The following is a 12,981-nucleotide window of genomic DNA, read 5'->3' as shown; positions in this document are numbered from 1 at the left end:
AGAAAAAAAGCTTGGAAAGGATTATTCTTAAGTCAGAAAAAATCACTTAAGACTTCTAAGGGGGATAACGATAATGATTATTGGCGTAGTGAAGGAAATTAAAAACAATGAAAACCGTGTGGCATTAACTCCAGCTGGGGTAGTTTCATTCGTTCAGGCTGGACATAAAGTCTTAGTTGAAAAAGGGGCAGGAATTGGAAGCGGTTTCGTAGATGTAGATTATACTCAAGCGGGTGCTGAATTAATAGAATCAGCAGCTGATGTTTGGAATCAGTCTGAAATGATCATGAAAGTGAAGGAACCACTAGCAAGTGAATATAAATACTTCCGTCCAGGTCTAGTATTATTTACTTACCTCCATTTAGCGGCAGAGCCTGCTTTAGCACAAGCACTTAAAGACAGCGGTGTAATTGCAATTGCCTATGAAACGGTATCAGTTAACCGTACGCTTCCACTTCTTACTCCAATGAGCGAAGTAGCTGGTCGTATGTCTGCACAAATCGGGGCACAATTTTTACAAAAATTCAATGGCGGTAAAGGGATTTTGCTTGCAGGTGTTCCAGGGGTTAGCCGTGGTAAAGTAACAATCATTGGCGGCGGTATTGTTGGAACAAATGCAGCAAAAATGGCGATTGGTTTAGGCGCAGATGTAACGATTATTGACCTAAGCGCAGACCGTCTACGTTACTTGGATGATATTTTCGGAAACCAAATTAAAACATTAATCTCAAATCCTTTCAACATTGCTGAAGCAGTGAAGGAAGCAGACTTAGTCATCGGTGCGGTATTAATTCCAGGGGCAAAAGCTCCTAAACTAGTAACCGAAGAAATGGTTAAAACGATGAAGCCTGGTTCTGTGATCGTTGACGTTGCGATTGACCAAGGAGGAAGCGTTGAAACGATTGACCATGTAACCACTCACGACAACCCAACTTTTGAAAAACATGGTGTTGTTCACTACTCGGTTGCTAACATGCCTGGGGCAGTTCCAAGAACATCTACAATGGCTCTTACAAATGCAACCGTTCCATATGCATTGCAAATTGCGAATAAAGGTGTTGTAAAGGCCATCTCTGAAAATCCGGCATTAAAGCTAGGAGTAAATGTTGCGAACGGCGAAGTTACCTATGAAGCGGTAGCAAAAGACCTTAACTATGTATATGTACCAGTGGAAATAGCATTGGAAAAGGAAGTTGTATTGAACTAGCCATTTTGGTACCCTCAAGTTTATCTTGAGGGTTTTTTCATAGGGGATTTCAGGGGGGGAGAATTGTGAATCAACATAGTTATCGAGATACATGGGCGGAAATTTCAATAGCTTCCATTAAACATAATGTTAACCAATTTAAAAAATATATCGGGTCGTCCGTGAACTTGATGGCGGTGGTAAAAGCCGATGGTTATGGCCACGGGGCAGTCCAGGCTGCTAAAGCCGCTATAGAAGCGGGTTCTGATTACCTGGCGGTGGCTATTTTGGATGAAGCGATTGAACTGCGTGAGGCAGGGATAACTCAGCCAATTTTGGTTGTTGGGATATACCCCCGTTCGCTCCATTCGGCAGGCAATGATCGCCGGGGTAGATATTACTGTATTTAGTGAGGAAGTACTTGATGAAATTATTTTACAGTCTATTGCGCTTCAAAAAACGGTATCCATCCATTTAAAAATCGATACCGGTATGACCCGAATTGGTGTGCAAACCCGCGAAGAAGTACTGGTTTTAGCCGTCAAAGCATTGGAGTCACCATTCATTGTTCTTAAAGGTATTTTCACTCATTTCGCTAACGCTGATAGTGAGGACCCATCCTATACACGACAGCAATTCGAACGATTTCGTTCTGTTACTGCCTATTTAGATGACAAAGGAATTTCGATTCCTTTAAAGCATTGCTGTAATACTGCCGGGACAATGAATTTCCCCGAAATGCACCTAGACATGGTCCGTGTTGGAATTGGATTATACGGTCTGTATCCGGACGTGTCGTTGAAGGAACATCCCATTTCACTTCAGCAAGCGATGACGCTTTAAAACGAAAATTGCATGGCTTAAAAAAGTTTCCAGGTCGCAGCCAATTAGTTATGGATGTACCTATACTCCATCAACGGAAAGAATAATTGCCACCCTTCCCATTGGTTATGCGGACGGACTATCGAGACTCCTTTCCAACTGCGGTCAATTCCTAGTACATGGACAAAAAGTTCTAGTGGCCGGCCGTGTCTGCATGGACCAAACGATGATTGATGTAACAAGCGTACCCTCCTGCAAGCAGGGAGATGAAGTAGTTATTTTTGGGGGAAATGACGAAGTTTTTCAATCTATTGATGAAATGGCACTTCTTATGGGGACGATTAACTATGAAGTTGTGTGTTTAATAGGGAAACGTGTTCCACGTATTTATACGGTTGCTGCAGGAAACGAGATTCAGGGTCAAGTCCTGCAAACGGTTGAATATATATAATTCTTGAAAAAACAGGTCACATCAACTTTGGATGTGACCTGTTTTAAACTATAATTCTATCTTTGAAACAGGTAAAAACAGCTTAATCCCGCGTTTATTAAACGGCAGTATTTTTAAATCAGCAATTAAATGACTAATGTACCCCCCAAGACAAGCATAGAAAATACCATCCATACCAAGGGAGCCTTCTAATTTTGAAGCTATTACCCCAAAGAAAATAACGCCCAAGATAGAATGAGTATAGCTGCGGTGAGCGGTAATCGACGCTGCGACGATATAAACCCCAAGCAAAATTAACCATATTTCAGACAACGAGATTCCCCCTGTAAGCACAGCAATTCCGGTGATGGTTAGCATATGCTTTTGTTTGATTAGTGATGAGACAATCATTATCGCCAGTCCGATTCCGATACCAAACCATTTATCTACTGCGCTGCCCTCATAAAAACTATAAAACACCATCAAGAGTCCTATAAATAATGCAGCCAACCGAATTACCTTATGGGATAAGGTAATTTTACCGCGAAGCTTTCCATCGATATCTAAATCAGGCATTAACCCCGAAACCGCGCCTAGTCCAACGAGAATGATTGTCTCAGTAGGAGAAGAATGGAAGGTGTTGGCCGCAATAAATCCTGTTGCAGCTCCAATTGCTGTATGTGCGGTACCATTCAAAGTTACATCCACCTCTATTTTCATAGTAACCTTTATCATACAACAAAACATTTGTTCTGTTTAGGAGTTTCCGATAAAATCCTACTATTATCCTACTAAAGTCATCCTTTCCCCAAATATTTTTCAAGGAATTCCGCCATCTCCGTATAGGAAGTTAATTTATTTTTGAGTTTCATCATCGTATGACCTTCCTCTTCAATGCGGATATACCGGACTGGATGATTTCTCGCCTTAAGTTTCTTAACAATTTGATCCGATTCTTGGATTGAAACGCGAGGGTCATTTACTCCATGAATAATCATTAGCGGTGCTTTAATCTTATCCGCATGATTCAAGGGGTCAATTTGGTCAAAAAAATCGCCATCCTTTTCAATGGTTCCATATTCCGCCTCTCGCAGTTTTTTTCTCCAAGGGCTGGTTGTTTGCAGGAATGTTCGGATACTCGACATACCTACGATATCAATGGCCGCTGCCCACAATTCGGGAAAATGGCTGATGGCAGCGAGTACGATGAATCCGCCATAGCTCCCTCCGACAATCGCAGCCTTATCTACATGAATATCCCCTGTTTTTTTCAGCCATTCCATTAAAAAAATAACATCCTTTACCGCGTCCATTCGTTTTCGCCCATCATCGAGATGTGTATAGGTTTTTCCATATCCCGTACTGCCGCGGATATTTGGGGCAACCACCGCATAACCCTGGTTTAAGAAATATTGCAAAAACGGGCTGTACACCGCACGGCTTTGGCTTTCCGGTCCCCCATGAATATAGACAACCACCGGGGATTTCTCAAGCTTACGATTGGGCTTATAGTAAAAGGCTGGTATTGGAATCTGGTCAAAGGACGGGAACGAGATTTGTTCAGGCTCAATTAGTTTTTCCTCTAGAATCGGTGTACGCGAGATATAGGTAAGCCGCTTTGCTTGGAGAGTCTTGATGTCCACCTCCCAAATGTCAGGAGGATGGGCGGGTCCATTTAATACAAACCCCAGCTTTTGTTGATCTGGTGAGAACCTGATATTATAAATCACTCCCATGGGTGTATCCCACGTGTACAATTTACTTCGGTCCAGGTCAACAAGGTAGCCTTTTGAAATTCCCCCCTGATTAACGGAAAAAGCTAATTTATTTTTATCCTTATTCATGGCTAGATCTTCAAGATCCCATTCTTCCCTCTCCAGCCAGGTAAAGCGTTTGGTAGATATCTCTATCAATGCGAGTCCAAAGAACTCACTGTCCTGATTGGTCAGAAGGTAGAGATGATCTCCTTCCTTATTAAAATGAAAATCCTTATAACTGGCTTCACCTTTATGTTCAGTAATCCAGTCCATTTTTCCCGTAGAAAGTGAAAATACCCCTAAATCATGATCAAGGGGAGAGTTTGCTTTTTTTACTAGCAGCGTTTTTCCATCAGGAAACCACTTTTCCACCATATACGTTCCGTCTTGGGTAAATACCCGGCGAATTTCCAAGGTCTCTAGATTCTGAATATAAATATCTAAATAAGCTTGATTCCGGCGGTTACTGGACCAAGCAATCCATTTCCCATCTGGTGAGCTGTCGCCAAATAAATGAAGATGTTCTGGCGAGTTGGTCAAAGGAATTTTGTCACCGTTCTCCTTTAATAAGTACAGCTGCTCTTTTTCATCGCCATCTGCGTCCATCCCAAAAACTAGGTCAGACGTTCCAGCAATATATTTAATAAAGGTGATTCCTTTCATCGTAAAAGAAGTTTGCGCCGGCCACCTGTGCTCCCGATCCAGCTCCCATACCTGTGGGACCCCTGTAAAATCCGAAATAAAGCTAATTTTCTTTCCCCTCGGGTCGTATTCAAAACTTTTTACCATACGAACGTGGATATAAGGGTCAATGGTTATTTCCTTCATTCCATTCCCACCATTCACAATAACTTTAAAAAAATTTCCTTCTTTCATTCTATTGTGTGATGTTTCGTATCATTCTGTATTTATTTAGAATCGAGTAACCAGCAAAAATAAAATAAGCGGAGAATTTCCGGTTAAATGCAGAATGGAGCTCTTTTCGGGGAAATTAAGCGGAGGTTTTCCGCTTAATCAAAGAAAAATCCCACATTTTCGAATTTTCCGAGCCAATAGGCGGAATATCTCCGTCTATTTAAGCCTTTTTTTATACTAATTGCTAAATAAGCGGAATTTCTCCGCTTATTTAGCAACTCAGGTGCTTAACTAGATTCCTCAACCGGTAAGGTCCTCTAGCTTTTATGGCAAGCATTTTTCTAAATATCTTCCACAACAATATAGGTTGCTTTAATCGGTCCATGAACACCGACAACCAGGATCATTTCGATGTCTGCTGAGTTGCTGGGTCCAGTGATAAAGTTGATGCAAGATGCAACTTGTTCTCCATTTTTTACTTTTTCCCTGATGATACGTGCAGCCTGTGTCATTCGGGGAACGATACTGCTTTTCGGAATGATGATTACAGAATTTGTTGGTAAGAAGCTAACTGTTCTTCCTTTATCCTTGCTGCTAAAAAGCACGGCCGTTCCAGACTCTGCTAACGTAATATCACTAATGGTAATTCCTACATTAGCATGCTCAGCGATATTAATATTTTCTTCACCTTTTGTATAATCCCAAACATGAAGATCGATCCCTTCTTGCGGCCATTCTTCCTGCATAAGGTTTGTTAGACCGAATTGATCGAAGCGTTCATCCTTCCAAGCTGTAACCAATCCTCCACCATACTTATTGACCACTTGTTTCAAAGAATCAGACAGCTTCCCTGTATCAGTAATCACAATTTCAGTATGAATATTTTTACATTGCTGTTTTAGAACCTCCAATAATTCATCCTGGTTTGCATCTTTTAACACTTCATCCTGGGGATTATAATTCCACTTTGGTCTTTCCAAGTGCGTTATTCTATCACGACCTAAACGATTAGCAATTTGACCTAAAAAGGAATCACGGTTTTGTATGGTTCCAGTCATTACTGATCTCCTCCCTTTGGACGATTTGTAAACCAATCGCGGAATCTTTCTTTAGTTGGTGCCGGGAACTCTCTAGCTTCTGTCCAAGCTTTTAAAGGTCCTGGTCCGTTTGATATTTTATCGCCATTTTTAAATGGTGACATCGCTGTTGGTGCAAGTTTTGAACCGAACTTATAAAGAGTCGGTGACGCGGCACCGATACCGAACGCTTTCATTAAAAGCTTTTCAGAAATAGGAGCTCGACCTTCCTTTTCGACGATTACCTGGCGATGTTTGTGAAGAAGCTCATGTAATGGAATTTTTACCGGACACGCTTCTGTGCAGGCACCGCATAAGGTAGAAGCATAAGGCAGTTCTTTATAGTCATCATAACCGCCTAATAATGGTGATAAAACAGCACCGATAGGACCGGAATAAATGGATCCATATGAGTGTCCTCCAACATGTCGATACACAGGACAAACATTTATACAGGCCGCACAGCGAATACACTGTAAAACGGATTGGAACTCTCCGCCAAGAATTTCCGACCTTCCATTATCCACAATCACAAGATGAAACTCTTCCGGCCCGTCAACATCTCCTTCATCTCTTGGACCTGATAATACGGTGATATAGCTTGTCAGCTTTTGTCCTACTGCACTTCTTGTCAATAAACTAACGAGAACTTCCATCTCTTCAAAAGTTGGAGCAAGTCTCTCCATCCCCATCACCGTAATTTGTGTTTTTGGCAGGGCGCAAACCAAGTCTGCATTCCCCTCGTTTGTTACCAGGGTAATGGAACCTGTTTCAGCAATAGCAAAGTTACATCCTGTTATCCCGATATCAGCGGTCAAATATTCTTGACGCAGTTTTTCACGTGCATGTAAAGCAAGCTCTTCTGGTTTTTCTGTCTGCTGATATCCTTGCTTTTCTTTAAAAACATCACGGATTTGCTCTTTATTTTTGTGCAGGGCAGGAACAACAATGTGGGATGGAGGTTCATGGTCATCCACTTGCAGGATGTATTCCCCCAGGTCCGTTTCAATCACCTCACACCCAACTTCCTCAAGGGCGGCATTTAAATTGATTTCTTCCGTTACCATTGATTTTGCTTTTACGATTTTTTTAGCGTTTTTCTTTTGGGCAACACGTTGAATATATTCCCTTGCCTCTTCAGCCGTTTGGGCGAAGAAGACATGCCCTCCTCTATTTGAAACATTCTCGCTTAATTGGTATAAATAATAGTCTAGATTTTCAAGAACATGCTGGCGGATTTCTTCCCCGTGTGAACGCCAATCCTCCCAGTTCCCCAGTTCTTCTGCAGCGGTAAGACGACGAGTTTGGAAACGTTCTTGTGCACTTGAAACCGCACCGCGCATAAAGGTATCATTCAAACCTTTATCAACACGGTTAGTGAACTTTTCAGAGCTTATTTTCATTGCCATATGTGATCCCCCTTTTCTTACTTGTTAATCTTGTAGTCTATTTGTTTATAATTGACTGTTAAGTACCTCTGCAATGTGCATAACTTTAATTGGTTTGCCTTTTCTGTCAATCCGCCCACCTATATTCAATAAACAGCCTGCATCAGCGCCAATTAAAATGTCTGCCTGAGTTTCTTCTACATGTTGAACTTTTTCATCTACCATCTGCTCTGATATTTGTGCCATTTTCACAGAAAAAGTACCGCCAAATCCACAGCATTTCTCTTTCTCGGGAAGTTCTGTAACCTGCAGCCCTTCTACATTGCTTAATAATTTCATAGGGGCTTCTTTTACCCCCAGCAGCCTTGTCATATGACAAGAAGTGTGGAAGGTTGCTTTCCCCTCTAGCTTGGCTCCAACGTCTTCTACTTTTAAAACTTCGACAATAAATTCAGTTAATTCATAGGTTTTATTAGCAAGTGCTTTTGCTTTTAGCTCCCAAACTGGATCACCTTTAAAAACGTGTGGATATTCTGTAAACATGTAGGCACAAGAGCCTGATGGCGCTACAACGTATTCTGCATGTTCAAACGTCTTAATCATTCTTTTCATTGCCTCTTTCGATTCTTTTACATAACCGCTGTTATAGGCTGGCTGCCCGCAGCATACCTGTGATTCCGGGAATTCTATTTCACATCCAAGTCGTTCCAAAACCTCCACTGTTGCCTTTCCAACATCCCCTTGAAACATATCTACTAAACAAGTAACAAAAAGAGTTACTTTCATTTTCCCCAACCCCCTAATAGGTAATTTTTTATTACGAATTTTGGATGTAACATCCATATTGGTGAGCAGGTCATCTGATGACCAACTTTTAGAATGTTTATTCACAATGTTTATACTACTACAAACAATCCATTTTTTGAAAGAGGTTTCATAAAAAATATAAAAAAGGAAAAAAGTGTCTGCTAGAAAGACAATTTTTCCCTTTTGGACCTTTTTTATTTAGCTGCCGGTTTCTTCAAAATATTTTCTTAGAATCTCTTCCACATTCTCCAGGTGTAAGAGCATCGCCTGTCTTGCCTTTTCTTCGTTTTGTTCTTCAATCGCGTTATATATTGCAAGATGCTCTTCATAAAGCTTTTCAATCGATGTCTGTTTTGAAAACAGCCATAGCCGACGTGTTTCCTTCATTGTTTCCACCATTAGCCCAGAAACATGCTCCAAGAGCTTAGATAAAAGCGGGTTTTGAGAGGCAGCTGATAAAGCCTGATGAAACGTATAATCAGCTTTCTCTCCTAATTCCTCGTCCCCTTTAACCTGTTTCATTTCTTTTAGAGCTTGAGACATCGCTTGTAAATCACTAGCATCGCGATTTCGGGCAGCTGCAATCGCTGCTCCCGTTTCAATTATTTTTCTGACCTCTAATAAATGAGCTACATCCTCTTTATTCATAAGGATGGCTGTTGATAATGGAAAGGTAATCTGCTTAGCTTCAAAACCCTTTACAAAAGTACCCTCACCCTGCTTCATTTCAACAAGTCCCATCGCCTTTAAGGCGGACAATGCCTCTCTTATCGCAGATCGTCCTACTTGAAAATTTTCGGATAGCTGCTGAACGGAATCAAGCCGATCGCCGGGCTTTAATTGTCCGGTTCGAATCATTTCATGCAACGTTTCTGCAACTTCCTCATATATTTTTTTCGGTTTTATCCGTTTATATTCCAACTATTTCCACCTCATTAATCCCTTTATACATAAAATGTGCAAGGCGCCTGGTAATAGACAACTGTCTAACTACAAAGATTTATCCCTAATTAGTAAGGAAATATACCCTTATTATACAGTAAAATTTTCGAACTCACTCTTTTATTATGCTTTTACAGCATGGAAATAATTTTATTAAAAGTATTGAATTTTTTATATTCACAAAATATAATTTGATTGTGCAGGTCATCTGATGACCTTATCATCATGTTATCTAAAAATTTGAAAACGATTACTTTTTAAGGGGGATATGTTTTTTAGGGGATTTACCATTTTTATTATAGGGGGAAGAGACTTTGACATTCACACAAAACTTTACAGTCGTTGGTGACAATCTTGCTTTAACTGCTATCGTTGCACTGATACCAATTCTATATTTCTTCTGGGCCTTGGCCATAAAAAGAATGAAGGGTTATATAGCCGGGCTTACCACTTTACTTCTTGCTTTAGTACTTGCTGTATTCGCCTTTAAAATGCCTGCTGTGACGGCTGTTATGTCAGCCACCCAAGGAGCTGTTTATGGTGTATTGCCAATCGGCTGGATTATCATTACATCTGTTTTTCTTTATAAACTGACCGTGAAAACCGGACAATTTAATATTATTCGCAGTTCTGTCTTATCGATTACAGAGGATCGACGCATTCAAGCTTTACTCGTTGCCTTCTCTTTTGGAGCCTTTCTTGAAGGTGCCGCTGGATTTGGTGCACCGGTTGCTATCTCGGCAGCCTTATTAGTTGGCCTTGGATTTAACCCTTTATATGCAGCGGGTCTTTGTTTAATCGCAAACACAGCTCCAGTTGCCTTTGGTGCAATTGGTATTCCGATTATTGCGATGGAAGGTCCAACAGGCATTCCTGCTACGGAAATTTCTAAAATGGTTGGCCGTCAGCTTCCGTTCCTATCCGTTTTTATTCCTTTTTATCTAATTGTGATTATGGCTGGCTTTAAAAAGGCCTTTGAAGTAATGCCAGCAATCTTAGTTTCTGGTCTGACTTTTGCTGTTACACAATATTTATCTTCTAACTTCTTAGGGCCTGAATTGCCAGATGTTCTTTCTGCTTTAGTATCACTATTTGCCTTAGCTATCTTCATGAAATTTTGGCGGCCAAAAACGATTTATCGTTTTTCTGCCGAACAGGAAATGGCTGCAACATTGGCTGCGAACGCTTCAATTCCTAGTAATAGTACATTCACTGCCGGTCAAATTTTTAAAGCATGGTCACCATTCTTAATTTTGACAGGATTTATTTCTCTGTGGGGTATTCCAACTATTAAATTAGCTTTAACTGGTCATTATGAAGGAACAAATGCTATTCTAAAAGCAATAAATACCATTGGTCATGCGCTCACGTTTGTACCTGAAGTTCCTTGGCTTCATAACAAAATCATTGGTGCTTCAGGTGCACCAATTCCTGCTATTTACAAGCTTGAAATTTTAGGAGCAGCTGGGACTGCGATTCTTTTAGCGGCCATCGTTACGAAATTTATTGTCCAAATCTCTTGGCGTGATTTTGCCATCACATTCGGTGAAACATTGAACGAACTAAAATATCCAATCCTAACAATTGCATCTGTTGTAGGATATGCTTATGTAACAAACGCATCCGGAATGAGCACGACTCTTGGAATGGTCTTAGCAAAAACTGGGGCACTCTTCCCATTCTTCTCTCCATTCCTAGGATGGATTGGCGTATTTATAACAGGATCAGATACATCCGCAAACCTGTTGTTTGCAAAGCTTCAGCAAGTTACAGCAACATCGATTGGAATGGATCCTGTATTGGCACTTTCCGCTAACGCATCTGGCGGCGTAACAGGTAAAATGATTTCTCCGCAATCCATTGCCGTTGCTTGTGCCGCAGTTGGACTAGCAGGGAAAGAATCTGATTTATTCCGCTTTACCGTTAAGCATAGTCTTTTCTTATTACTGCTTGTCGCAATCATTACATTCCTGCAAAGCAATGTATTATCGTGGATGATTCCTTAACAGTAAAGCTCTCTCCGCCATTGGAGAGAGCTTTTTCGTTTTAAGTAAGCTTTTCTATTAACTAGTCGAGAAATTCAATAAACCATTTCACACATTGATAGGTTGTTTCCCAATCGGCTAAATCTTCTACACCCCAGCATGCGTAGAGTGTTCCTAGTGCAATGGCAGCTTTTAGCAGTCGCTGGCGGTCTAGTCCTATCTGTTCGCTGATTGTATCGACACGAAGCTTAAGAATGCTTTTTGGATCAGGCTTTGACTCTAATTGATTGATTAAAAAAGAAATCACATCAAAATAGGGGTCTCCAGCGACACCTTTAGGGTCAATCGCCATCCAGCCCTTATGTTCCGAATAAAGAATATTTTCATGGTGCAGGTCGCCGTGAAGCAGCTGGGGTCCTTCTGATGTTTCCATTACCTCTTGAAAAAACTTCTCTGCTAACTCAACATGCTCCAATGAGATAGGACCCTCACCGGTGTTTCGGTAGCGGGATAACCCCTCAAACCAGTGGGTGAGCGATGGCGTTGAGGTTCCATCTGGTACAGGTCTGCGAATTGCCTTCCAAACTTTTATGTAATTCTCTAACACAACCATTTCATCACGTTCAGCTGAAAGCATTGTCCCAGGGATGAGTCGTTCCAGCAGCATTACGCCATTTTCAGGGTCAGACTTCAAAATCTTGGCACACCCTTCTCCACTATAGGCGTGAAGCGTGACCATCTCATTTCTGGTGTCAAAGTTTGGAACACCCAGTTTTAACATCAATGGAGTTCCATTTGAATCGGTAACTTTTAAAACAAAATTATATGAAAGATTATCAACAGGTCCTTTACTGGTCAGCTCCCATTTTTGTAGATACGTCTCGACTCTGTGCTCTAAAGAATCTATCTCGCCTTTCCAGCGGGGCCAAAAGCATTGGTGATTTTTTTCTTAAATTCACTAGAAATACTCATAGTTAATTTCTCCTTATTTTTACAATTACCAGAATTATCAATTCAACATGTCCCCGCTCAATTCCTTTTTTTAACACAAAAAGACGATTCGGGGGGAGCGAATCGTCTTTTTGCGCCTACTAGTTAGGCTGCTGCTTTATGTTTTGAAGTAGTAGTTTTAGTTGTTTTACGAATAAATGGAACGACCCAGCGGTCTAAGCCGTATCTGCCTGCGTTGTAACCTGCCGTTAAGATGATGAAGCCTAAGAAAATGTCTGTTGGGTTATGTGAAACGGTTCCTGCCAAGAAAAAGCTAAAGTTCATTACTAAACCAAAGAACATTGCTGCTGTTGTTAAACATCCAAGCATAAGTCCTAAACCGATTAATGTTTCGCCCCAAGGAACGATGAAGTTGAACAAATCGATGTTAGGCAGTGCAAAGCTTTCTAAAAAGTTAACGTACCAGCCGTAAACCATATTACCATCTGGCCCTTTAACCGGATTCGCTACCGCATTTTTCAAGAAACCAGCAGCGTCGAAGCCGCCCATTAATTTTCCAAAACCTGCTGTGAACCACGCGTAGCCAAGGTATAAACGAATAATAGTTATAATAGCCGCAGAGATTTTATTTTCTCTTAAAAAGTTGATAAACATAAGTCATTCCGCCTTTCAATTTTGTTTGTTCTTTATATTTACACTATACTCGGTTTCTAACTTTAAAAACATCGTTATGTGAACAGTTTCACAATATGTTCAAAATGATTTGACAGAAGTTTGAATAA

Annotated in this window: 13 protein-coding genes; 5 read left to right on the top strand and 8 right to left on the bottom strand. The window is 40.8% G+C overall.

The window, feature by feature from the left end:
• The first annotated feature begins 73 nt into the window (after positions 1 to 73).
• From ald to QFZ28_RS05720, 4 genes are all read left to right on the top strand, one after another.
• Complete coding sequence (gene ald, locus QFZ28_RS05735) at positions 74 to 1,207, top strand: alanine dehydrogenase (protein WP_307193754.1); 1,134 nt, start codon at positions 74 to 76, stop codon at positions 1,205 to 1,207.
• A 65-nt stretch (positions 1,208 to 1,272) separates the two neighbouring features.
• Positions 1,273 to 1,596 carry an alanine racemase gene (locus QFZ28_RS05730; RefSeq protein ID WP_307193753.1) on the top strand — a complete coding sequence of 108 codons (324 nt, stop codon included), beginning with the start codon at positions 1,273 to 1,275 and terminating at the stop codon, positions 1,594 to 1,596.
• Positions 1,565 to 2,029, top strand: a complete 465-nt coding sequence (locus QFZ28_RS05725; protein WP_307193752.1) for an alanine racemase — start codon at positions 1,565 to 1,567, stop codon at positions 2,027 to 2,029. The genes QFZ28_RS05730 and QFZ28_RS05725 overlap by 32 nt, the downstream gene beginning before the upstream one ends.
• Positions 2,030 to 2,036: 7 nt before the next feature.
• Positions 2,037 to 2,459 (top strand): alanine racemase C-terminal domain-containing protein, encoded by a 423-nt coding sequence (locus tag QFZ28_RS05720; RefSeq protein WP_307196958.1) that lies wholly within the window; start codon positions 2,037 to 2,039, stop codon positions 2,457 to 2,459.
• 48 nt (positions 2,460 to 2,507) lie between these two features.
• On the opposite strand, the gene QFZ28_RS05715 is transcribed toward QFZ28_RS05720, so the two are convergent.
• The 6 genes from QFZ28_RS05715 to QFZ28_RS05690 form a co-directional block, all read right to left on the bottom strand.
• Positions 2,508 to 3,134, bottom strand: coding sequence for a metal-dependent hydrolase (locus tag QFZ28_RS05715; RefSeq protein ID WP_307193751.1), 627 nt, complete (start codon positions 3,132 to 3,134; stop codon positions 2,508 to 2,510).
• Positions 3,135 to 3,235: 101 nt separating this feature from the next.
• Entirely contained in the window at positions 3,236 to 5,023 is a 1,788-nt protein-coding gene (locus QFZ28_RS05710) for a S9 family peptidase (RefSeq protein ID WP_307193750.1), read from the bottom strand.
• A gap of 368 nt (positions 5,024 to 5,391) precedes the next feature.
• Complete coding sequence (locus tag QFZ28_RS05705; RefSeq protein ID WP_307193749.1) at positions 5,392 to 6,108, bottom strand: LutC/YkgG family protein; 717 nt, start codon at positions 6,106 to 6,108, stop codon at positions 5,392 to 5,394.
• Positions 6,108 to 7,535, bottom strand: a complete 1,428-nt coding sequence (locus QFZ28_RS05700) for a LutB/LldF family L-lactate oxidation iron-sulfur protein (RefSeq protein WP_307193748.1) — start codon at positions 7,533 to 7,535, stop codon at positions 6,108 to 6,110. The genes QFZ28_RS05705 and QFZ28_RS05700 overlap by 1 nt, the downstream gene beginning before the upstream one ends.
• A 45-nt stretch (positions 7,536 to 7,580) precedes the next feature.
• Positions 7,581 to 8,300 (bottom strand): (Fe-S)-binding protein, encoded by a 720-nt coding sequence (locus tag QFZ28_RS05695; RefSeq protein WP_307193747.1) that lies wholly within the window; start codon positions 8,298 to 8,300, stop codon positions 7,581 to 7,583.
• Between the two features lie 219 nt (positions 8,301 to 8,519).
• Entirely contained in the window at positions 8,520 to 9,242 is a 723-nt protein-coding gene (locus QFZ28_RS05690; RefSeq protein ID WP_307193746.1) for a FadR/GntR family transcriptional regulator, read from the bottom strand.
• A 335-nt stretch (positions 9,243 to 9,577) separates the two neighbouring features.
• On the opposite strand from QFZ28_RS05690, the gene QFZ28_RS05685 reads away from it, so the two are divergent.
• Positions 9,578 to 11,269 carry an L-lactate permease gene (locus QFZ28_RS05685; RefSeq protein WP_307193745.1) on the top strand — a complete coding sequence of 564 codons (1,692 nt, stop codon included), beginning with the start codon at positions 9,578 to 9,580 and terminating at the stop codon, positions 11,267 to 11,269.
• Positions 11,270 to 11,330: 61 nt separating this feature from the next.
• Here QFZ28_RS05685 and QFZ28_RS05680 read toward each other — a convergent pair whose 3' ends face one another.
• Both QFZ28_RS05680 and QFZ28_RS05675 read right to left on the bottom strand, forming a co-directional pair.
• Complete coding sequence (locus QFZ28_RS05680) at positions 11,331 to 12,107, bottom strand: aminoglycoside phosphotransferase family protein (RefSeq protein ID WP_307196957.1); 777 nt, start codon at positions 12,105 to 12,107, stop codon at positions 11,331 to 11,333.
• Between the two features lie 236 nt (positions 12,108 to 12,343).
• Positions 12,344 to 12,853, bottom strand: coding sequence for a DoxX family membrane protein (locus QFZ28_RS05675; protein WP_307193744.1), 510 nt, complete (start codon positions 12,851 to 12,853; stop codon positions 12,344 to 12,346).
• Positions 12,854 to 12,981: the final 128 nt, after the last annotated feature.

Source organism: Neobacillus niacini, assembly GCF_030817695.1.
In the GTDB taxonomy this organism is placed as follows: Bacteria; Bacillota; Bacilli; order Bacillales; family Cytobacillaceae; genus Neobacillus; species Neobacillus niacini_F.
This window is presented reverse-complemented; position numbering and strand designations above follow the sequence as displayed.

Excerpts from the sequence above, each read along its gene's own strand:
- ald (WP_307193754.1), top strand. The coding sequence starts at position 74 with ATGATTATTGGCGTAGTGAAGGAAATTAAAAACAATGAAAACCGTGTG.
- QFZ28_RS05725 (WP_307193752.1), top strand. The coding sequence starts at position 1,565 with ATGATCGCCGGGGTAGATATTACTGTATTTAGTGAGGAAGTACTTGAT.
- QFZ28_RS05710 (WP_307193750.1), bottom strand. The coding sequence starts at position 5,023 with ATGAAGGAAATAACCATTGACCCTTATATCCACGTTCGTATGGTAAAA.
- QFZ28_RS05705 (WP_307193749.1), bottom strand. The coding sequence starts at position 6,108 with ATGACTGGAACCATACAAAACCGTGATTCCTTTTTAGGTCAAATTGCT.
- QFZ28_RS05700 (WP_307193748.1), bottom strand. The coding sequence starts at position 7,535 with ATGGCAATGAAAATAAGCTCTGAAAAGTTCACTAACCGTGTTGATAAA.
- QFZ28_RS05695 (WP_307193747.1), bottom strand. The coding sequence starts at position 8,300 with ATGAAAGTAACTCTTTTTGTTACTTGTTTAGTAGATATGTTTCAAGGG.
- QFZ28_RS05675 (WP_307193744.1), bottom strand. The coding sequence starts at position 12,853 with ATGTTTATCAACTTTTTAAGAGAAAATAAAATCTCTGCGGCTATTATA.